General features: G+C 74.1%; 18 protein-coding genes. 1 reads left to right on the forward strand and 17 read right to left on the reverse strand.

Translation table 11 applies throughout. The annotated features are described in order from the left end of the window. Positions 1-15: 15 nt before the first annotated feature. The 17 genes from HS045_RS25445 to HS045_RS25525 all read right to left on the reverse strand — a co-directional run bounded on the left by HS045_RS25445 (position 16) and on the right by HS045_RS25525 (position 17,511). The gene (locus tag HS045_RS25445) at positions 16-522 is read right to left on the reverse strand and encodes a MarR family transcriptional regulator (RefSeq protein WP_307827709.1); all 507 of its coding nucleotides are present in this window, start codon (positions 520-522) and stop codon (positions 16-18) included. 123 nt (positions 523-645) lie between these two features. Beyond that, positions 646-1,299 carry a 4'-phosphopantetheinyl transferase superfamily protein gene (locus HS045_RS25450; protein WP_196454001.1) on the reverse strand — a complete coding sequence of 218 codons (654 nt, stop codon included), beginning with the start codon at positions 1,297-1,299 and terminating at the stop codon, positions 646-648. A 50-nt stretch (positions 1,300-1,349) separates the two neighbouring features. Next, positions 1,350-2,246: a hypothetical protein gene (locus tag HS045_RS25455; protein WP_196454002.1), complete on the reverse strand. Its 897-nt coding sequence runs from the start codon at positions 2,244-2,246 to the stop codon at positions 1,350-1,352. A 1-nt stretch (position 2,247) separates the two neighbouring features. Next, positions 2,248-3,630: an MCE family protein gene (locus HS045_RS25460; RefSeq protein ID WP_196454003.1), complete on the reverse strand. Its 1,383-nt coding sequence runs from the start codon at positions 3,628-3,630 to the stop codon at positions 2,248-2,250. Next, the gene (locus HS045_RS25465; protein ID WP_196454004.1) at positions 3,627-4,766 is read right to left on the reverse strand and encodes an MCE family protein; all 1,140 of its coding nucleotides are present in this window, start codon (positions 4,764-4,766) and stop codon (positions 3,627-3,629) included. The genes HS045_RS25460 and HS045_RS25465 overlap by 4 nt, the downstream gene beginning before the upstream one ends. Further along, positions 4,763-5,893, reverse strand: coding sequence for an MCE family protein (locus HS045_RS25470; protein ID WP_307827710.1), 1,131 nt, complete (start codon positions 5,891-5,893; stop codon positions 4,763-4,765). The genes HS045_RS25465 and HS045_RS25470 overlap by 4 nt, the downstream gene beginning before the upstream one ends. Continuing rightward, positions 5,890-6,912, reverse strand: a complete 1,023-nt coding sequence (locus HS045_RS25475; RefSeq protein WP_196454005.1) for an MlaD family protein — start codon at positions 6,910-6,912, stop codon at positions 5,890-5,892. The genes HS045_RS25470 and HS045_RS25475 overlap by 4 nt, the downstream gene beginning before the upstream one ends. Next, positions 6,912-7,970: an MCE family protein gene (locus HS045_RS25480; protein WP_196454006.1), complete on the reverse strand. Its 1,059-nt coding sequence runs from the start codon at positions 7,968-7,970 to the stop codon at positions 6,912-6,914. The genes HS045_RS25475 and HS045_RS25480 overlap by 1 nt, the downstream gene beginning before the upstream one ends. A gap of 4 nt (positions 7,971-7,974) precedes the next feature. Further along, a complete protein-coding gene (locus HS045_RS25485; RefSeq protein WP_196454007.1) occupies positions 7,975-8,991 on the reverse strand; it encodes an MCE family protein in 1,017 nt (338 codons plus the stop codon). A gap of 7 nt (positions 8,992-8,998) precedes the next feature. Further along, positions 8,999-9,868: an ABC transporter permease gene (locus tag HS045_RS25490; RefSeq protein WP_196454008.1), complete on the reverse strand. Its 870-nt coding sequence runs from the start codon at positions 9,866-9,868 to the stop codon at positions 8,999-9,001. Next, on the reverse strand, positions 9,865-10,674 hold the full coding sequence (locus HS045_RS25495) for an ABC transporter permease (protein ID WP_196454009.1): 810 nt from the start codon (positions 10,672-10,674) through the stop codon (positions 9,865-9,867). Before HS045_RS25495 ends, HS045_RS25490 begins: the two co-directional genes overlap by 4 nt. Before the next feature lie 198 nt (positions 10,675-10,872). Further along, positions 10,873-12,291 carry an aminopeptidase P family protein gene (locus HS045_RS25500; protein ID WP_196454010.1) on the reverse strand — a complete coding sequence of 473 codons (1,419 nt, stop codon included), beginning with the start codon at positions 12,289-12,291 and terminating at the stop codon, positions 10,873-10,875. 182 nt (positions 12,292-12,473) lie between these two features. Continuing rightward, a complete protein-coding gene (locus tag HS045_RS25505) occupies positions 12,474-13,748 on the reverse strand; it encodes an ABC transporter substrate-binding protein (protein ID WP_196454011.1) in 1,275 nt (424 codons plus the stop codon). A gap of 33 nt (positions 13,749-13,781) precedes the next feature. Beyond that, positions 13,782-14,897, reverse strand: coding sequence for a branched-chain amino acid ABC transporter permease (locus HS045_RS25510; RefSeq protein ID WP_307827711.1), 1,116 nt, complete (start codon positions 14,895-14,897; stop codon positions 13,782-13,784). Continuing rightward, a complete protein-coding gene (locus HS045_RS25515) occupies positions 14,890-15,780 on the reverse strand; it encodes a branched-chain amino acid ABC transporter permease (RefSeq protein WP_196454012.1) in 891 nt (296 codons plus the stop codon). Before HS045_RS25515 ends, HS045_RS25510 begins: the two co-directional genes overlap by 8 nt. Next, the gene (locus tag HS045_RS25520) at positions 15,777-16,571 is read right to left on the reverse strand and encodes an ABC transporter ATP-binding protein (protein ID WP_230884814.1); all 795 of its coding nucleotides are present in this window, start codon (positions 16,569-16,571) and stop codon (positions 15,777-15,779) included. The genes HS045_RS25515 and HS045_RS25520 overlap by 4 nt, the downstream gene beginning before the upstream one ends. 106 nt (positions 16,572-16,677) lie before the next feature. After that, positions 16,678-17,511 (reverse strand): ABC transporter ATP-binding protein, encoded by an 834-nt coding sequence (locus HS045_RS25525; RefSeq protein ID WP_196454470.1) that lies wholly within the window; start codon positions 17,509-17,511, stop codon positions 16,678-16,680. Positions 17,512-17,695: 184 nt separating this feature from the next. Between HS045_RS25525 and HS045_RS25530 the strand changes: the two genes are divergently transcribed. Next, a complete protein-coding gene (locus HS045_RS25530) occupies positions 17,696-18,895 on the forward strand; it encodes a CdaR family transcriptional regulator (RefSeq protein ID WP_196454014.1) in 1,200 nt (399 codons plus the stop codon). Positions 18,896-18,943 lie beyond the last annotated feature (48 nt).

Here is an 18,943-nt window from a genome sequence, read left to right on the forward strand (position 1 = left end):
GGGCACCCCGGGCGTTCACGACCGGGAGGGATCGCGCAGGTCTTTCAGGTGGTCCACCACGGGACCGTAGGCGGCGGCCAGCTCGCGGAGCTGGTCGTCGGTGAGCAGGTCGATGAAGTGCCGCCGCACGCCGGCCACGTGCTCCGGCGCCACCTTCCGGACGGTGGCCCAGCCGTGCTCGGTCAGCACGGCGAAGGTGCCGCGCCGGTCGTCGGCGCAGGTCTCCCGGACGACCAGGCCGGCGGCCTCCATCCGGGAGATCTGGTGGGACAGGCGGCTGCGGGACTGGATGGTGGCGTCGGCCAGGTCGCTCATGCGCATGCGGTGGGCGGGACTCTCCGAGAGGTTGACCAGGATCTCGTAGTCGTTCAGGGAGAGGCCGAAGGCCTGCAGCTCGCGGTCGAGCCGGTGCTCCAGGAGCTTGTGGGCGGCCAGGTGGGTGCGCCAGGCCCGCTGCTCGATCGAGGTGAGCCAGCGGTGCTCCTCGCCGTCCACCGGTCGTTCGCCGTTCCGCCCGTGCACCGCTCTCCTCGCCGCAATTCCTCCGCAATGCCGGAGACGCCCGTTCTGCCGGGTTCTCGTTCCCCGGATCATCAGAAGCTACCTCAGGCGGGGGAGACTCCGGCACGGGCGCGGCGGACGGCCTCAGCCGAACGTGGCGGGGTGGTCGGAGATCACGCAGGCCGCGATCTCCCCGCCGTCCCGGCCGGCCCGCCACTCGAGCAGGTGCCGGCCCTGCCAGCGCAGGTCGTGCCGGCCGTCCGGCGGGAGGTCCAGGGGCAGGGCGGACAGGTCGGCCGTGCGCAGGCCGTCCAGGGTCAGCTCGCCGCGTTTGACGAGCGCCTCCTTGCGCGTCCAGAGCCGGATCAGCCCCGTGTTCCCGCCGACCAGCGCCCGCTCCGCGGGGGCGAGCACCTGACCGGCCAGGGACGCGTCCAGCGGGCCCGGCGGGACGCGCTCGGCGTCCACGCCGATCAGCCCGGGACCCGCCGCGGCGCACACGTAGCCGCGGGTGTGGCTCAGGCTGACGCCGAGCCGGGGGATCTCCGCGATGTACGGCCTGCCGTGCCCCGGCCCGTGGTGCTCGCAGACCTGGAGCAGGGTCAGCCGGTCCTCCGGCACCCCGGCCACCTTGGCCGCGCAGCGCCGGACGAGCACGTGGGCCGCGACGAAGTCGCGCCGGTCGGACTCCCGGGCGAACGCCGCCGCGCGACCGCGCTCCACCTCGGTGAGCAGGTCCATCGCGGCCGGGGAGAAGATCTCGTCGGTGGGGCCGGCCAGCACCAGGCAATCGCGCATTCGCTCAGATTAGGGCTTTCGGGAGGAATGAGGGGTTATATCGCTCCGAGTCACCGGTTCTTCCGGGTCGGGCCCGAGCTCGGGCCGGGGCTGGGGGAGGGGCCGGGCTCGACGGCCTTGCCGTCGGGATCGGTCACGAGTTCGTCGGCGGCGCCCATGACGGTCGCGTCGTCCACCCTCCACTGCCCGCCGACCTTGACCAGGCCCAGCTCCATGTAGGCGCCGAGCATGCGCCGGGTGCCCGCGGTGCTCTTGACCTGGGAGTCGACGACCGTGACGGCCCTGGCCCTGCCGTCGGCGACCTCGGAGACGTAGACGCCGCGGACCGAGGCCGTGGAGGACGCCTTCATCGCGCTGATCACGCTCTCCAGCGGGCTGAAGGCCTCGTCGTAGGTCTTCTCGAAGGACTCGCCCGACAGGCTGAAGACCCGGTCGCGGTAGGCCTGCAGGTCGGCGTGGTCGTAGGTCTGCAGCGCCACGGCGAACTCCCCGGCCCGGGTGGAGACCGCGAGCCGCTCGCTGCGCTCGGCTCCGAGCCGGTCGGCCAGCCGCTCGGCGGAGGCCCACTGGACCGCGCCGAAGGCCGCCGCGCCCGCGACGACCGCTCCGGCGACCGCCCAGACCAGCCTCCGCCGCCACGCCGCGCCCCCTCCGCGAGGGCCGGATCCGGGTTCCGCCTCCGGCGCGGTCGCCGGTTCCGGGGCGGTCGCCGGGGCGGTCGCCGGTTCCGGGGCGGTCGCGCCCTCCGCCGCGGACGCCTTCTCCGGAGGGGAGGCGTTCTCCGGCTCCGCTCCGGGCTTCTCCGGCGGGAAGGCGTCTCCGGGCTCCGTGTGCGCGGTACGGCCTGCGGATCCCCCGACGGCGGGGGCGCCGGCCGCAGCGGACTCCTCAGGCCGGGCGGGGGACTCCTCGGCGGGGTCCGCTTGCTGGGGGGCGGTGGGACGCATATCAGTGCTCCTGTTCACGGCGGCGGGCCGCCCGGCCGACGGCGATCCAGCCGAGCACGCCGCCGGAGACGGCGACGGCGGCGAGGACCGCGACGATGAGGGGGGTGAGGTTCTGCGGTGCGGAGCCGGCGTCCCGTGCCTCCCCGGCCTCGGCCGGGCCGCCGGGTTCGCCGGGTTCGCCCGGGCCGGTGGGATCGCCGTCCGCGGGCGTCGCCGTGCCGGCGGAGGTCTCGGCGGCCTCGGCGGAGCCGGTGGCCTCGTCCGCCGGACCGGCGGCCCCGTCCGGGTGGGGACCGGTGTCCGCGTCGTCGTCGCTGCGGCCGGTGCCGTCCGGGACGGCCCGCTTCGGGCAGGAGCCGGCCTTCGGCACCGCGGGGCCCGCCCGCGGGCTGCGGTACTCCTCGGCCACCTCGGGACCGCCCGGGACGCTGAAGACGAACGTGACCCTGCCGTACAGCCCTCCGGAGTGCTTCTCGGTCACGTCGGCCAGCAGGACCTGGGCGGTGGGGACCGTCCGCAGCAGGTTCGTGACGTGCGCCCGCGTCCGCGGGGTGAACACCACACCCGGGTTCCGGCCCGCGGCGGTCAGCACGCACGACAGGCCGGGGCGGGCGGTGGTGAGCAGGTGGTCGACCTGGCGGAAGAAGGAGGGCCCGTGTTCGAGGGCGGCGTACAGCTCCCTGCGGGACTCGCGGAGCGACCGGGTCACGGCCGCCAGGTCGGTCACGCCCTCCGCCAGCTCCTCCCGGCGGCCCGCGAGCGTGCCGGTCAGCCGGGTCAGGTTCACCGACAGCTCGTCCAGCAGCGCGGCGTTCCCGGCGAGCGTGGCGGTGACGTCGTGCGCGTTGTCCACGATCTCGCGGATCGACGCCGTACGGCCGTCCAGCCCGGCGGCCAGCTCGCCCACGATGGTCCGCGCGTCCTCGGGCGGCACCGCGTCCAGCAGCGTGCCGACCCCGTCGAACAGCTCCCGGTAGTCCAGCGGGACCGACGTGGCGGCCAGCGGGATGGTGGCGCCGGGGGGCAGGACGCCGCCCGGGGCTCCGGCGCCCGGCGGGGAGATCTCCACGTACGGCTCGCCGATCGCGGACTTGCGGCGCACCTCGGCCCCGACCCCTCGGGGGATCCGCACCCCGCGGTCGATGTCCAGCGCCACCGTGATCTTGCCGGGGGCGAGCTCCACCCCGTCGATCCGGCCGATCCGCACGCCGAGGTAGGCCACGTCGAAACCGGGGACCAGGCCCGGGGAGGAGGCGAACTCCGCGTTGATCCGGTACGGCCGCTCGATGACGTCCAGCCTGATGACGCTGGTGAAGGCCCAGACGGTCATCACGACGCCGAGCACCGCGAAGAAGCCGAGGTTGACCAGGACGCGGTTCCTCATCGCGGCGGCTCCAGCAGCAGCCGGAAGTCGTCGGCCGCGTTGGGCCTGCGGGGCCGGCCGCCGTCCGCGGGCCCCGACAGTAGCAGGCCCTTCATCCAGACGTAGGCCAGCAGCTGCCCGTTCACCACGATCGGCGGCTGGTCGATGAAGTACTGCACCCGGTCCAGGAGGAGCTTCAGATCCTCCTTGCCGCGCACCGTCGCCGCGGAGACGGCGTCGAGCCGCCGCAGCAGGGTGCGCAGCCGCGCCGCGTGCCGGGGGTAGACCGTGGTGTTGACCTCGCGGGCCAGGGCCGTCAGCTCCGTGAGGGTCTTCTTGACGTGCTTGCGGCCGTGGTTCAGCCGGGCCGCGGCGGCCTGGACGCTCCCGGGCAGCCGGTCCAGCTCGCCGGAGCCCGCGGCCAGGTCGTCGCCCAGCGCCGCCAGGCCGTCGATCGTGCGGGCCAGTTCCGCACGGGAGTCGGCGTAGGCGGCGGCGACGTCGGCGGTCTGGTGCAGCAGGCGGTTGAGGTCCCGCCCCTTGCCGCCGATCCCGGTCGCCGCCGCGTCCAGGATCGCGTTCACGTCCTGCGCGCCGAGCGCGTCGATCAGCGGCCCGGCCCGCGCGGTGACCTGCTCGATGTCCGGTTCCACCGACGTCTTCGCGATCTCCGCGCCGTCCGCGAGGAAGGGGCCGGTGGCCATGTCCGCGGCCCCGGCGCCCTCGGGCGGCCTCAGCTCGACGTAGTTCTCGCCCAGGATGGAGGTCTTGGCGACGACCGCGGAGGTGCCCTCGGGCACCCGGTGGCCGTCCGCGACGGACATGGTGACCCGGGCGCGGTAGCCCTCCAGCCGGACGTCGGTCACGCTCCCGATCCGCACGTCGGCGATCTGCACGCTGTGCCCGGCCACCAGGCTCTGCACGTCGTCGAAGACCGCGGTGAGGGTCAGCCCGCCGGACGGCGCTCCCAGAGTCTGCAGCGAGCAGGCCGCGGTCGTGGCGAGGACCAGGGCCAGGGCCAGGGCGGACGCCAGGAGGCGGGCCGTCCCGGGCGCCGGGGCGTGGGCGGGCGCCGGGGGGCGGGCCGTCCCGGGTGCCGGGAGGCGGGCCGGGGCTCTCCCGGCCGGCCGGGCCGCCGTCCCGTTCCACCGGGTCATCGGTTCCTCCTCCGCTCCCACGGGCAGTTGCTCAGCCCGCCGGGCAGGCACGGCACCTCGCCCAGCCCCAGGGCGTCGAAGAGCGGCGCCAGCCAGGCCCGGGTCAGCGCGTTGAGCACCAGGCGGAAGGTGAGCACGTGGCGCTTGCGGTCCCAGGCCATCACCACGCCGTCGACGAACCCGCTGGCCCCGGCGATCGCCTGGGCCGCGGACGCGCTGTTGGCCTTCAGGGTGAGCACCACCTCGGCGAGGTTCGCCACCCCCCGGGGCAGGCGCTCCTGGTAGGCCTCCAGCAGCACGTCGCCGCGCCGTACCAGCCCGGCCAGGCCGGTGATGAAGCGCTGGGTGCGCCGCCGCTCGTCGGCCAGCGCGGCACTGGCCTCGGCGAAGGCGTCGATGGTCGTCTCGACCTGCTCCTCCCGCCGGTTGAGGCTGCCCGCGAGCCGGTTCAGGCCGTCGGCCAGCTCGATCAGCTTCTCGTCCTGCCCGGCGAGGGTGCGGCTCAGCGCGGCCGCGTCGGCCAGTGCCCGGTTGATCTGCTCGCCGCGGCCCCGGACGGTGTCGGCCAGGTTCCCGGCCACGTCGCCCATCCGCTCGGTGTCGAGGGCGTCGGTGAGCTTGGTGAACGCCGCCAGCGCGTCGTCGATCTCCACGGGCAGGTCGGTGCGCTCCAGGGGGATCACCGCCCCCGGGGCGAGCCGCGGCCGGCCCGGTTTCCACGGCGGGTGCAGCACCACGCTCCGCTCGCCCAGCGTGTTCTGCGGGGCCACCACCGCCCGCACGTCGGCGGGGAGCGGCACGTCCCCGTCGACGAGCAGGTCGGCGCGGACCCGGTCCCCCTCGATGGTGAGCCGCTCCACCGCGCCCGCGTCCAGGCCCAGCACCTTCACCTTGGCCTGCTCGTACAGGGAGGGCGCGGCGGCGAAGTAGGCGGTCAGCCGGTACGGCGCCGCCCCGCCGGGCAGCAGCGAGCAGCCTCCCGCCGAGGCCGCCAGCACCAGGGCCAGCAGCGCCCCGGCCAGCCGGCGCGCTCCGGGACGCGCCGCAGGCGGCCCCGGCCGCCGGACGCCCGGCGGCCGGCCCGCCGTCCGCGGCCCGGGGCGGTTCACGGGTCCGGAGCCGGTCACCGGTCCCTCCTGTCCTTGCGGATGGCGCCGAGCACCTCGGGGTTGATCGGACCCAGCCCGGTGGCGATGACGTCGATCCACGGGCCCCGCCGGCCGGTGGCGGCCAGCCCGGAGAAGGTGGGACCGGCCCAGGCGAGGACCGAGTCGAGGCCGCGGGCGGAGTCGAGGCGGCCCGCGATCGCGGACGCGTCGTCCACCACCGCGATCAGGTTCCTCTCGTGCTCGGCGATCAGCGTGCCGACGGCGTTCACCAGGTCGCTGCCGTCGCCGAGCAGGGTCTTCAACTCGGCCCGGCGGCGGCGCAGCGCGTCGAGCATCACCTCGACGGAGTCGACGAGGCGGCCGAGCTGGGCGTCCTTGGCCTCCAGCAGCTTCATGACCCGGTCGCCGGCGTCGAGCAGGCGCTGCAGGTCGGGCTCGCTCTCGCTGATGACCTCCGACAGCTCGCCGATGTCGTCCAGCAGCCGGCCGACCCGGCCCCGGGGTGCGGGCTCCAGCTCCGACAGCTCCCGCAGGAGCCGGTCGACCGCGCCGGTGTCGAGCCGCTGCACCAGCCGGGTCGCGTCCTTGAGCGCGTCGGGGATCAGGGTCGGGGTGCCGGTGCGCTCCATCGGGATGCGCCGGCCGGACTCCGGCAGCTCGTCCATGTAGGGCCGGGTGACCGGCCCGGTGAGCTTGATGTAGCGCCCGCCCAGCAGGTTGGAGAGGGTGACCTCGGCGCGGGTGCGCGGGCCGAGCCGGATCCCGTCGTCGACCCGCCAGGTCACCACGACGTGGCCCCGGCCGTAGTCGGCGCGGACCTCGGTGACCTCGCCGACGGGCACCCCCGCCACCCGCACGTCGTTGCCCGCGCGCAGGCCGGCGGCGTCCGGCAGGATCGCCGACATCGTGTAGCCGCCCTCCAGCAGGCCGAGGTTGCCGACGAGGAAGGTCACGGCCAGCACGGCGGCGAGCGCCGCCGCCGAGACCGCGCCGACGACCCTGCGGTCGCGGTCGCGGAAGGACCTGAGCGCCGTCATCACGACCCCACCAGGACGCGCCGCAGGTCGCCCGCCGAGGTGAGCCTGAGGCTCCCGCGCAGCGGCGGGGGGTTCTCCATGGGGTAGGGGCAGGGCAGCGGGCCGAGCGCGACGCAGGGCACCGCCGTGGTCACGAAGTGGCCCCGGCCGGTCACCTGGAACGAGCGCTGCAGCGGCGGGGTGAGCGTGCCCAGCAGCTTCTCCACGCCGTCGAGGTTGCGGCGCACCCCGCCGGTGAGGCGGGCCATGCCGTCCACCACCCGGCCGAGCTCCCGGGCGTTGTCGCCGAGCACCCGGTCGGTGACCCGGGCGGTGGCCGACAGCTCCACCAGCGCCTCGTCGACCAGCCTGCGGTTGCGGGCGAACGCGCCGGTCAGCTCGACCAGGTCGTCCACCAGCCGGGCGATCTGCTCGTCCCGGCGGGCGATCACCTCGGTCACCGTGGCGTAGTCCTCCAGCAGCCCCTTGACGACCTCCTTGCGCCCGGCGACGGTGGCGGTCAGCTCGCCGAGGTCGTCCACCAGGCGCGGGATGTCCTCCTGGGTGCCGTCCAGCGCCTCACCGGCCGCGGTGAGCAGCCGGTTGATCTGCTCGGGGTCGAGGCTGCGGGTGAGCGGGCCGAGGTCGGCGACCAGGTCGCCGATGTCGACCACCGAGCTGGTCCGCTTCACCCGCGCGCCGTCGGCCAGCATGTCCTTCGCGGTGCCGGGCACCAGGTAGACCACCCGCTGGCCGACCGTGTCGCGCCAGCGGACCGCCGCGGAGCTGTCGGAGGGCACCCGCACCGAGGTGCGCACGCTCAGCACCACCTCGGCCCGGCCGCCGACCACCGCGATCGCGTCGACCTGGCCCACCGGCGCTCCGGCGATCTTCACCTGGTCGCCCGTGCGGAGTCCGGAGACGTCGTCGAAGACGCCGACCAGGCGGTAGGTGTCGCCGCTCCCCACCCGGGCGATCTGCGCGCCGATCACGACGATCAGGGTGACCGTGACGAGCAGGAACACCGCGAACTTGACCAGCGTGCGGCGCCGCTGGACGTGGTCTCCGGACCGGGCCACCGGCTCACCCGCCGTCCGCGGCGCGGCAGGCGCCGGTGAAGAGCACACAGGGGTCGGTGTGCACGTAGGCGGCCATCTTCAGCTGGTTCGCGCGGCCCGGGCCCTTGCCGCCGATCAGGTCGTTCAGCCCGGCGAGCAGGCCGTTGAGCCCCCGCACGCCGTCGCCGGCGATGCCGAGCTGCGCGGCGAGCAGGGCCGCGGCGCGCTCGCCGGCGTTCCCGGCCGCCTTGAGGTCCCGGCGGTGCCCGCGCAGGCCGTACGCGGTCAGCGCGGACAGCTCGTCGAACTCCCGCAGCAGCGCCCGCACCTTGCCGGCCCGCTCCACCAGGCCGGGGGCGAGCACGTTGACGTCGGCGGCGACGCCGGTCAGCTCGTCGCCCTTGTCGGCCAGGGCGCCGCTCAGCGCCGCGGCACCGCCGATGAAGCGGGTGAACTCCGCGCGCCGCCGGTGCGCGACGCCGACGACCGTCCCCGCTCCGTCGACGATCCCGCGCAGCTGCGGGCCCTTGCCGTCCAGACCGCGCCCCAGGGTGTGCACGATGGCCGTGATGTCGGCCGGGTCCACCGCGCCGAGCCCGTCGTAGGCGTCGGACAGGGAGTCCGACAGGTCCACCGGGTCCCGGGTCCGGGTGATGACCGCGCCGTCGCCCAGGTAGGGGCCGCGCGCCTCCCCGCCGCCGGGGACCAGGTCGACGAACTTGGGGCCGAAGATCGAACTCGGCTCGATCACCGCGGTGACGGTCTCGGGCACCTGCACGCCGGGCTCGACGTACAGCGACACCACGGCCCGGCCGGCGCCGTCCAGCGTCACCGCGCCGACCCCGCCGACCGTGACCCCCCGGATCTTGACGGGGGAGTTGGGGTCGAGGCCCTGCCCGGCCCGGCCGAAGGCGGCCGACAGCCGCGTGCCGTTCACGCTCGACGCGCCCCGTACGGCGAGCACCAGGGCCGCCGCGACGGCCGCGACCAGGACCAGCGAGATCGTCAGCCGGACCGGCAGGGGGAGGACGCCACGGGTCACGGCCGCATCACCCCGTCAGCGGCGTGCTGCCGCCGCCGCCCCAGAACAGGTAGGACAACAGGAGGTTGAGCAGGACGACGGTGACGATCGACTGGCGGATCGCCCGCCCGGCCGCGGTGCCCACGCCGACCGGGCCGCCGGTGGCGTTGAACCCGTAGCGGCAGTGGATGCTGATCACCGCGAAGGCGAAGACCAGCACCTTGATCACGCTGTAGAGGATGTCGACCGCCGGCAGGCCGAGGTAGAAGTAGTAGTCGTACACGCCCGGCGCCATGCCGAACAGGACCGTGCACATCAGCCGGGTGGCGAAGAAGCTGGCGAACAGCGCGATCAGGTAGACGGGGATCAGCGCGACCATCGCGGCCACCACCCGGGTGCAGATCAGGTAGGTGAAGGCGTTGATGCCCATCACCTCCAGCGCGTCGATCTCCTCGGAGATGCGCATCGCGCCGAGCTCCGCGGTGAACGACGAGCCGACCTGGGCGGCCAGCGCGACCGCCGCGATGATCGGGGTGATCTCCCGGACGTTGGCGAAGCTGCCCACCAGGCCGATGAACGACTCGGCACCGATCGCCTGCAGGCCCTGGTAGCCCTGGAGCCCGACGGTGGCGCCCACCGCGAAGGCCATGGTGAAGGCCACGAAGACCATGCCGCCGCCGACGATGGTCGCGCCGACGCCCACCACGACGTCGCTGACCTGGCGGAGCACGACCTTGGTGAACCGGGCCCGCAGCACGATGTCGCGGACCGAGTAGAAGACGACCTTCGCCAGGAAGACCGGCCAGTCGGAGAGGGAGGCCAGCCGCTCCGCCCCGTCCAGGAGCACGTCGTAGGCGCGCCTGCCGGCGGTGCGCGCCCTCGGGACCGCCGCGGTCACAGCGTCCTCGGCGGGTAGGCGAGGAAGTAGATCATCGTGATCACGTAGTTGACGGCGAAGACCAGCATGAAGGTCACGACCGTGGAGCGGTTCACCGCGCGGCCCACGCCGACCGGGCTGATCTGGCAGGTCATGCCGTAGTAGCAGGACATGATCGCCGCGATGAAGCCGAAGATCCACGCCTTGAGCAGGGTCACCAGCAGGTCGCTGGTGACCAGCAGGGAGGTCGCGCCGTCGAAGTAGGCGCCGGAGGTGACGCCCTGCACGACGACGTTGAAGAAGTAGCCGCCCGCCGCCCCGGCCACGATGACCAGCGGGACGAGCAGCACCGCCACGGTGCTGGCCGCCCACAGGCGCGGGGTGACCAGGCGGTGGATCGGGTTGACCGCCATGACCTCCATGGCGGCCAGCTCGTCGCGGATGTTGCGGGCGCCGATGTCGGAGGTCATCGCCGACCCGCCCGCCCCGGCGATGAGCAGCGCCGAGGCCATCGGGGCGACCTCGCGGACCAGGCCGACCACGACCGCGCCGCCGGTGGCGGAGGAGGCGCCGAGCTGCCAGGCCAGGTCGCCGACCTGCAGGGCGACGGTGGCGCCGAGGGGGAGCGAGACCAGCAGCACCGGCAGGCTGGTGACGCGGGCCAGGAACCAGCACTGCTGGACGAACTCCCAGAACCAGGTCCGCACGTCCCAGCTGCGCCGGAAGCCCTCCAGGGCGATCACCGACATGTCGCCGACCCGGTCGAGCGCGCCGGAGGCGGTGCGCACGAGAAGGCCGGTGACCCTGCTCGGCATGGCGTCCGCCATCGGTCACCTCGGATTCCGCGGCTACGACCTTGGAGCAGTCACGCTAATGACGGTCCGTCCGGTAAGTCGATGCCTGCCGGGGAATTTGCGCGAAAGGGATGAGGCCCCGATCGCGACTTGTCAGGGCCCCACACTTTCCCGTTCTCCGGCCCGCTTCCCGGCCCGCTTCCCGGCCCGTTCTCCGGCGGTCCCGCCGGGTCAGCCGGACAGGCCGGCCATCCAGCTCTCGACCTCGTCGGGGTGGCGGGGCAGCCCGGCCGACATGAGGCGGGCGCCGTCGGCGGTGACGACGAGGTCGTCCTCGATGCGCACCCCGATGCCGCGCAGCTCCGGCGGGAGGGTCAGGTCGTCCGGCTGCAGGTAGAGGCCGGGCTCGACGGTGAGCACCTGGCCCTCCTCCAGCACGCCGTCCAGGTAGACCTCCGCGCGGGCGCGGGCGCAGTCGTGCACGTCCATGCCGAGCATGTGGCCGCTGCTGCACAGGGTGTAGCGGCGGTACAGGCCGCTGCCGGGCTCCATCGCCTCGTCGGGGCTGATCTTCAGCACGCCCCAGTCGTGCAGGCCCTCGGCGATGACCCGCATGGCGGCCCGGTGGAAGTCGCGGAAGCGCGCGCCCGGCCGCAGCGCGGCGACGGCCGCGTTCTGCGCCTCGTAGACCAGCTCGTAGACCTGTCGCTGGACGGGGCTGAAGCGGCCCGACAGCGGCAGGGTCCGGGTGACGTCGGCGGTGTAGAGGTTGTCGGTCTCCACGCCGGCGTCCAGCAGCAGCAGGTCGCCGGCGTCCAGGCGGCCGTCGTTGCGGATCCAGTGCAGCACGCACGCGTGGGCGCCGGAGGCGACGATGCTGTCGTAACCGGTCGCGTTGCCCTCCAGGCGGGCGCGCAGCCCGAAGACGCCCTCCAGGTAGCGCTCGCCGCGCGGGTGGGGCAGGGCGGCCGGCAGCGCCCGCACCACGTCCTCGAACCCGCGGACGGTGGCGTCCACCGAGAACTGCAGCTCGGCGACCTCCCACTCGTCCTTGACCAGCCGCATCTCCGACAGGAACGCCTCCAGTTCGGCGTCGCCGTCGTGCGGCGCGATGCGGGCGTCGACGGAGGCGTCCACCCCGCGCAGCACCCGGGCGGGCCCGCCCAGCGCCTCGTCGAGCCGGTCGATCGGCGCGCAGCCGACCTGGTAGAGCGCCTCGGCCTCGGCCAGGTCGGGGCGGCGGCCCACCCAGAACTCGCCGTAGCGGCGGTCGCGGTAGAACTCCTGCCCGGCGGTCCCCGGCGCCGAGCGCGGCGAGCGCGGGCGCAGGAAGAGCCGCGCCTCCCCGGACGGCTCGACGACCAGGACGTCGTCGGGCTCCTGGTCGCCGGTGAGGTAGGTGAACGCGCTGTGCGGCCGGAAGCGGTAGTCGCAGTCGTTGCTGCGGACCTTCAGGGTTCCCGAGGGGATGACGAGCCGCTCGCCGGGGAAGCGGGCGGCGAGCGCCGCGCGCCGCTTGGCCGTGTAGGCCGCGAGCGGCAGGGGGGCCAGGTCGCCGCGGCGGGTGTCGGCCCACCCGGTCTCCATGAAGGCCGCCAGGGCGTCGGAGACCGGCAGGTCGTGGCTGCCGGTGTTCAACTTGTCGGTCATTTCCGAAGGATACGGCCCGCACCGCCCCCGGGAGGGCGGCGCGGGCCGCGCGGTGGCCCGGCCCCGGTCCGTGGGGGGATCCGGGCCCTGCGGCGGGCCGCGCGGTGGCCCGGCCCCGGTCCGTGGGGGGATCCCGGCCGTACGGCGGCCCGCGCGGTGGCCCGGCCCGGGGCCGGGACGGGTCAGCCGCCGACGGGGACCTGGTAGTCCTTGACGATGTCGGCGGTGAACGGCTCCTTGACGACGACCGCGCCGCCCAGGGCCTCCTTGTCCGGCTTGACGACGTAGGACCGCAGGGAGGCGGGCTTGTCGAACACGGTGAAGTCCATGGTGCCGCCGTACTGCTCGCCCCAGGAGGCGCGGCCGCGGTGCGCGGCGACCACGCCGGCCCGGGTGAGGTCCTTGCCCTCGCAGGCCTTCTTGAGCGCGTCGACCACGATGCCCGCGGCGATGTAGCCGGAGGCGACGCCGCTGTCGATCGCGTCGCCCGGGTACTTGGCCTTGTAGTCCTCGCCCAGCTTCTTGATGCCCGGCAGGTCCGAGCTCATCGGGGCGCCGGCCGTCATGTACTCGAAGGCGGCCAGCAGCGCCGGGCCCGCCGGGGTGGGCAGCAGCTGCGGGGAGTAGGCCGAGTTGCTGCCGAGGAACGGCACCTTCATGCCGCCGGCCAGCGCGACGCCGACGAGGGAGGCGGTCTGCCGGGGGCCGACGGAGACGAGGATCGCCTTGACCCCGGCCTTCTTGAACGCCGCGACCTGGGCGGTCATGTCCTGGTCGGTCGCCTTGATCTTCTGCTCCACCAGCTTCAGGCCCAGCTTCTCCGCGGCGAACTTCGAGCCGTTGAGCGCGGTCTCGCCGTAGTCGCCCTCGAAGTACAGGTGCCCGATGGAGTCGCCGGACGTGATGCCCTTCTCCTTCACCAGGTACTCGACACCGTTGATCATGTCGATGTCGTAGGTGGTCCCGGTGACCTGGATCGGCTTGCTGCCGAGCAGGTGGGTGGCCCACGCCTGCGGGATGGTGAGCATCTGGTCGGTCTCGATGCGCTGCTTGACCGCGTTGACCATCGGGGAGCCGACGACGTGGGCGAGCGCGACCGACTTCGGGCCGATCTCGGTGTAGGCGGCCACGGCCTTCTGCACGTCGTAGCCGTGGTCGCGGACGATCGACTCCAGGGTCCGGCCGCAGATGCCGCCGGCCTGGTTGACCTGCTCGAAGTAGAGCTGCTGGGCGTTGGTCAGGCTCTTGCCGAACGAGGCGTAGGGGCCGGTCAGGTCGGTGATCATGCCGATCGTGATGGTGTCGGCGGTCACGCCGGGACCGGTCTTCACCCCGTCGCCGGAGGCGGCGGCGCCGCCCCCGCCTCCGCCGGTGGCCTTGTCGCTGGCGCACGCGGTGACGGCCAGCGCCAGGACCGCCGCGGCGGCGAGTCCGCGGGTGCTCCGTGAGATTCTCATTGAAACTCCTTGAGGCGTGGGGAGGAGGTCACGTCAGCTCCTCGTCCCGGGGGTGGGCGTGAGGGTGCGCTCGGCCGGCGCGGTGGCCGCCGTACGGCGGGCGAGGTGGAAACGGGCCCGGGTGAACAGGCCGAACAGCCCGCCGGGCAGGAAGAGGACCACCACGACGACGGCGAGGCCGTACAGGATCTGGGCGGCCTCGGCGGCCCCGATCCCCTCCTGGCCGGTGGGCGCGACCAGGGGCAGCGCGTCGCTGTAGCGGGTGAACAGCGAGGGCAGCATCGACACGAAGAACGCGCCGATCACCGCCCCCGCGACCGAGCCCAGCCCGCCGATGATGATCATCGCCAGGTAGGACAGGGCCAGGATGAGGCCGAAGTAGTCCGGCACGGTCTGCCGGAAGACCAGGGCGATCAGCACGCCGGCGAGCCCGCCGTACATCGACGAGAGCACGAACACGCCGGCGCGGTAGCGGGTCACCGGGACGCCCATCACCCCGGCCGCGATCTCGTGGTCGCGGATGGTGTTCATGGCCCGCCCCGGGCGGCCCCGCAGCACGCCGCGGGCGAACAGCCCCGCGCCGACCAGCAGGACGACGCCGAGGAACCAGAGCCGCTCCAGCGCGCCGAACGGCACCCCGGCGATCACCAGGGGCTCCGGGGTGTCGGTGAAGGCGAACCCGAACAGCTCCATCGGCGGCACCGGGCGGCCGTTGTGGCCGCCCGTCACCGGGGTGGCGTTGGACATCGCGAAGTGGCCGATGAAGATCAGCGCCAGCGTCGCGATGCCGAGGTAGGCGCCCTTGAGGCGGCCGGCGATGGGGCTGAAGAGACCGCCCGCGACCCCCGCCAGCAGCACCGCGAGCACCGCGGCCAGCGGGGTGGGCAGGCCCAGCCCGCCGAACTCGCCGTCCGCGGTCGGCACGGAGGCGAAGTAGACGTAGCCGAAGGCGCCGACGGCCAGGAAGAACGCGTGGCCCATGGACAGCTGGCCGGTGGCGCCGGTCAGCAGGTTCAGGCCGATGGCGCCGATCGCCGCCGCCATCGCGAAGAGGCCGTCCTGCAGCCAGATGCCGTCCAGGTAGAACGGCGCGACGACGACGCCGGCGGCCACCAGGACCCACCAGAGGAGGGTGACGATCCTAGACACGGGCCAGCTCCTTCGTCCCGAAGAGCCCCGCGGGGCGGACGAGCAGGACGATGATCATCACCAGGAACGGCGCGACGTCGCCGAGTCCCCGGCCCAGGAAGGACAGCTCCTCCTGGTAGCCGCCGACCAGCGACTCGGTGATGCCGATGATGAACCCGCCGGCGAGCGCGCCGCCGGTGGAGTCCAGGCCGCCGAGGATCGCCGCGGGGAAGGCCTTCATCGCCACGGCGGTCACGTTGCGGTCCAGTCCGGGGGTGGGGAAGACGCACATGAACAGCGCGGCGACGGCGGCCAGCGCCCCGGCGACCGCCCAGGCCCCCATCGAGACCCGGCCGCGCCGCACGCCCATCAGGGCGGCGGTCTCGGCGTCCTCCGCGGTGGCGCGCATCGCCACCCCCCAGCTGGTGTACTTGAACGCCAGCAGGAACGCGGTGATCACGACGGCCGCCGCGACGAGCGCCGCGATCCGGGTCGCCGGGACGTTGACCGATCCCAGTCGCAGGACGTCGCTGCCCCACGGGTCGCCGAGCGCGAGCACCTCGGTGCCGATCTGCCGGGTCAGCTCGGTGACCAGGATCAGGTCGACGCCGATCGTCACGATCGCCAGCACGCTGTGCGAGGCGACGTTCGCCCGGCGGATGACCGCGAACTCGATCAGGGCGCCCAGCAGGGCGGCCCCGGCGACGCCGAGCAGCAGGGCGGCCCAGAACCCGACCAGGGGGTGGGCCTTGGCGATGACGAAGCCGCCGACCAGCAGCAGCGAGGCGTGCGCGAAGTTCACCACCTCGGTCGCCTTGAAGATGACGACGAACCCGAGGGCGATCAGCGCGTACACCGCTCCCACGGACACGCCGCTCACCAGCAGTTCGATGAAGGTGTTCACGAAGCGGCCTCCTCGGTCTCGCTCGTCGCGCCCAGGTACGCCCGGACGACCTCCGGGTCGTTCTGGACCTTCTCGGGGGGGCCGTCGGCGATGAGCCGGCCGAAGTCCAGGACCGTCACGGCGTCGGCCAGGCGCATCACCATCCCCATGTCGTGCTCCACGAGCAGGATCGAGATCCCGAGGCTCTCGCGGACGGCGATGATCAGCTCGGCCATCTCGCGCCGCTCGCCGCCGTTCATCCCGGCCACCGGCTCGTCGAGCATCAGCAGCCGCGGCTCCATGCACAGGGCGCGGGCCAGCTCCACCCGCTTCTGCACGCCGTACGGCAGCAGGCCCACGGGCATGTCCAGCCGCGGGGTGAGACCGACGAACGCGGCGATCTCCTCCACCCGGGCGTTGTGCCGGGCGGCCTCCCGGCGGGCGGACGGCAGGCGCAGCCCGGTGGAGACGAACCCGGCGCGGGTCAGCCGGTGCCGTCCGAGCATCATGTTGTCGCGCACCGACAGCCGGGGGGAGAGCGCGATGTTCTGGAAGGTGCGCGCCAGGCCCAGCGCGGCGATGCGGTGGGGGGCCATGGCGGTCAGTTCGGCGTCACCGAAGCGCACGCTGCCGGAGGTGGCCCGGTAGACGCCCGACAGGACGTTGAAGCAGGTCGACTTGCCCGCGCCGTTGGGGCCGATGACCGCGTGCACGCTGCCCGGCTCGATGCTGAAACTGACCGCGTCGAGCGCGGTGAGCCCGGCGAAGCGCACGGTGACCCCGCGGACCTCCAGCCGCGGGATGGGGGTCATACCGTCCGGTTGGTATGTATCGCTCATGAAGACCGCCCGAGGGGTGCCGTGAACAAGGGCGCGGAGGGCGCCGTGGGCGCGGTGGGGGAGGGAGCGGGGGACGGGGTCATGCCGACCACCTGCTCAGCGCGGGCCGCCGGACGGCCGCGCCGCCCGGCCGGTCCGGCAGGTCTCCGGCGTCGTCGCCGATCCCCAGGTAGCGGCGGCGGACCTCGTCGCTGGCGGCGAGGTCGGCGGCCGGGCCGGACAGGGCGATCTCGCCGACCTCCAGCACGTAGGCGTGGGAGGCCAGGGACAGGGCCATGGCGGCGTTCTGCTCCACCAGGAGCACCGTCGTGCCCTGGGCGTTGATCTCCCGCACGGTCCGGGCGATCCGGGCCGCCATCAGCGGTGCCAGGCCGAGCGTGGGCTCGTCGAGCAGGAGCACCTGCGGGCAGGCCATCATCGCCCGGCCCATGGCGAGCATCTGCTGCTCGCCGCCGGACAGCAGGCCGGCGCGCTGGCGGGCCCGCTCGGCGAGCACCGGGAAGAGCTCCAGCACGCGCTCCCTGGCCTCGGCGGCGGACCTGCGGTCCCGCGCCCCGAGCGCGCCGGCCCGCAGGTTCTCCTCCACGGTCATCCGCGCGAAGACCCTGCGGCCCTCGGGGACCTGCACGACACCGCGCGCGACGACGGCCGAGGTGGCCGTGCCGGACAGCGTCACGCCGTCGAGGCTCACCTCGCCCGAGGTGATCCCGCCGCGCTGGAACCGGAGCGTTCCCGAGACGGCGCGCAGCAGCGTGGACTTGCCCGCGCCGTTGCCGCCGAGCACCGCCACGACCGCCCCGCGCGGCACGTCCAGGGAGATCCCGCGCAGAGCCGTCACCGGCCCGTAGTTCACCGCCAGATCCCTGACCGAGAGCCCGGAGGCTCCGGGCGGCCGGGGGTCGCGGACGTTCATAGGCATGCCTCCTGACAACCGATGAACGCACCCAACCCACGTGGTCCACCGGCGTCCAGAGGGCCGGATGAAGTCGGGGCGGACGCCCACGGAGAGCCGGTGCGGGTTGTGCGCCGGCACAACGCGGGATCACGAAACGAAGCAGAATCTTGTTCCGCTCCATGTGCGCTGACACGATGGCCAGATGGGGATCCGGTCCGCCGACGACGACGAGGTGCGCAGGATCATGCGCCTGGCCGCGAGCCGGCTGCTGGAGCGGCTCCCCGAGCTCACCGACGAGCTCGTGGCCAGGACCCGCGACACCGACGAGGCCTATCGCCGCATGGTCCCCACCGACGACCACTGGCAGAGCGTGTACGAGGCGATGGAGACGGGCATCGGCGCGATCCTGCTGCCCCGGCCGGAGCGGCGGGACCTGCAGCAGGCGGAGCGCACGGCCCGGCGCCGGGCCGAGCAGGGCCTGCCGATGGACTCGCTGCTGCGCAGCTACCGGGTCTCCGCGCAGGTGATGTGGGACGGGCTGGTCGGGGTCGTCACCGAGGAGGAGCCCGACAGCCTGCCGGTGCTCATCCGCAGCGCCACCAAGGTCTGGAACGCCGTCGACCGGCAGGCCGTCGCCGCCGCCGAGTCCTACCGCAGGAGGGAGGCGGAGATGTTCGGCCGCACCGCCGAGCGGGTCCAGGCCCTGCTCGACGCCCTGCTGGAGGACCGGGCCGACGCCGCCCTGGTGCGCAGCGCCGCCGCGGCGCTGGACCTGCCGGAACTCGGCCGCTACGCGGTCGTCACCACCCGGCTGCCCGGCCGCGGCGGGCACGCCGACGAGGGCTCCCGCCCGGCGCATCTGGGAGGCGTCCGGCTGCTGTGGCGGATGCGGCCCGACTACGAGGTGGCCGTGGCCCTGCTCCACGACGAGGGCGTGGAGGAGCTGACCGAGGCCCTGCGCCCGCACGTCCTGGGCTGCGCCGGGGTCAGCCCGGTGGTCGAGGGCCTGGCCGAGCTCGCCCAGGCCCGCCGGCTCGCCGAACTGGCCCTGCGGACCTGCACGGGGGAGGGGCCCGAGATCGCCCGGCTGGAGGACCGGCTCCCCGCCGCGCTGGTGGTCAGCCAGCCCGAGCTCGCCGGCCACCTCAGCGCCGCGGTGCTCCGGCCCGTCCTGGCCCTCGACCCGGCCGACCGCGAGGTGCTGCTCGGCACGCTGGAGGCGTGGCTGCGCTGCGAGGGATCGGCGATGCGCGCCGCCGGCCAGCTCTACTGCCACCGCAACACCGTCTTCAACCGCATCCGCAGGATCGAGCAGCTCACCGGCCGCTCACTGGCCAGGCCGCTGGACATCGTCGAGCTGGCCCTGGCCCTGGACGCGGTCCGGTTGCTCCCGGTCGCCTGAGGTTTGCCCCGCGGGTGCTTAGCCGCGGACGCGGCGGGGCAATGTAAG

Origin of the sequence: Planomonospora sp. ID82291 (assembly GCF_015711645.1) — a bacterium.
Classification (GTDB): Bacteria; Actinomycetota; Actinomycetes; order Streptosporangiales; family Streptosporangiaceae; genus Planomonospora.

Coding starts and splice junctions, on each gene's coding strand:
- HS045_RS25450 (WP_196454001.1), bottom strand. CDS start 1,299: ATGCGCGATTGCCTGGTGCTGGCCGGCCCCACCGACGAGATCTTCTCC.
- HS045_RS25455 (WP_196454002.1), bottom strand. CDS start 2,246: ATGCGTCCCACCGCCCCCCAGCAAGCGGACCCCGCCGAGGAGTCCCCC.
- HS045_RS25460 (WP_196454003.1), bottom strand. CDS start 3,630: ATGAGGAACCGCGTCCTGGTCAACCTCGGCTTCTTCGCGGTGCTCGGC.
- HS045_RS25465 (WP_196454004.1), bottom strand. CDS start 4,766: ATGACCCGGTGGAACGGGACGGCGGCCCGGCCGGCCGGGAGAGCCCCG.
- HS045_RS25475 (WP_196454005.1), bottom strand. CDS start 6,912: ATGACGGCGCTCAGGTCCTTCCGCGACCGCGACCGCAGGGTCGTCGGC.
- HS045_RS25495 (WP_196454009.1), bottom strand. CDS start 10,674: ATGGCGGACGCCATGCCGAGCAGGGTCACCGGCCTTCTCGTGCGCACC.
- HS045_RS25500 (WP_196454010.1), bottom strand. CDS start 12,291: ATGACCGACAAGTTGAACACCGGCAGCCACGACCTGCCGGTCTCCGAC.
- HS045_RS25505 (WP_196454011.1), bottom strand. CDS start 13,748: ATGAGAATCTCACGGAGCACCCGCGGACTCGCCGCCGCGGCGGTCCTG.
- HS045_RS25520 (WP_230884814.1), bottom strand. CDS start 16,571: ATGACCCCCATCCCGCGGCTGGAGGTCCGCGGGGTCACCGTGCGCTTC.
- HS045_RS25525 (WP_196454470.1), bottom strand. CDS start 17,511: ATGAACGTCCGCGACCCCCGGCCGCCCGGAGCCTCCGGGCTCTCGGTC.
- HS045_RS25530 (WP_196454014.1), top strand. CDS start 17,696: ATGGGGATCCGGTCCGCCGACGACGACGAGGTGCGCAGGATCATGCGC.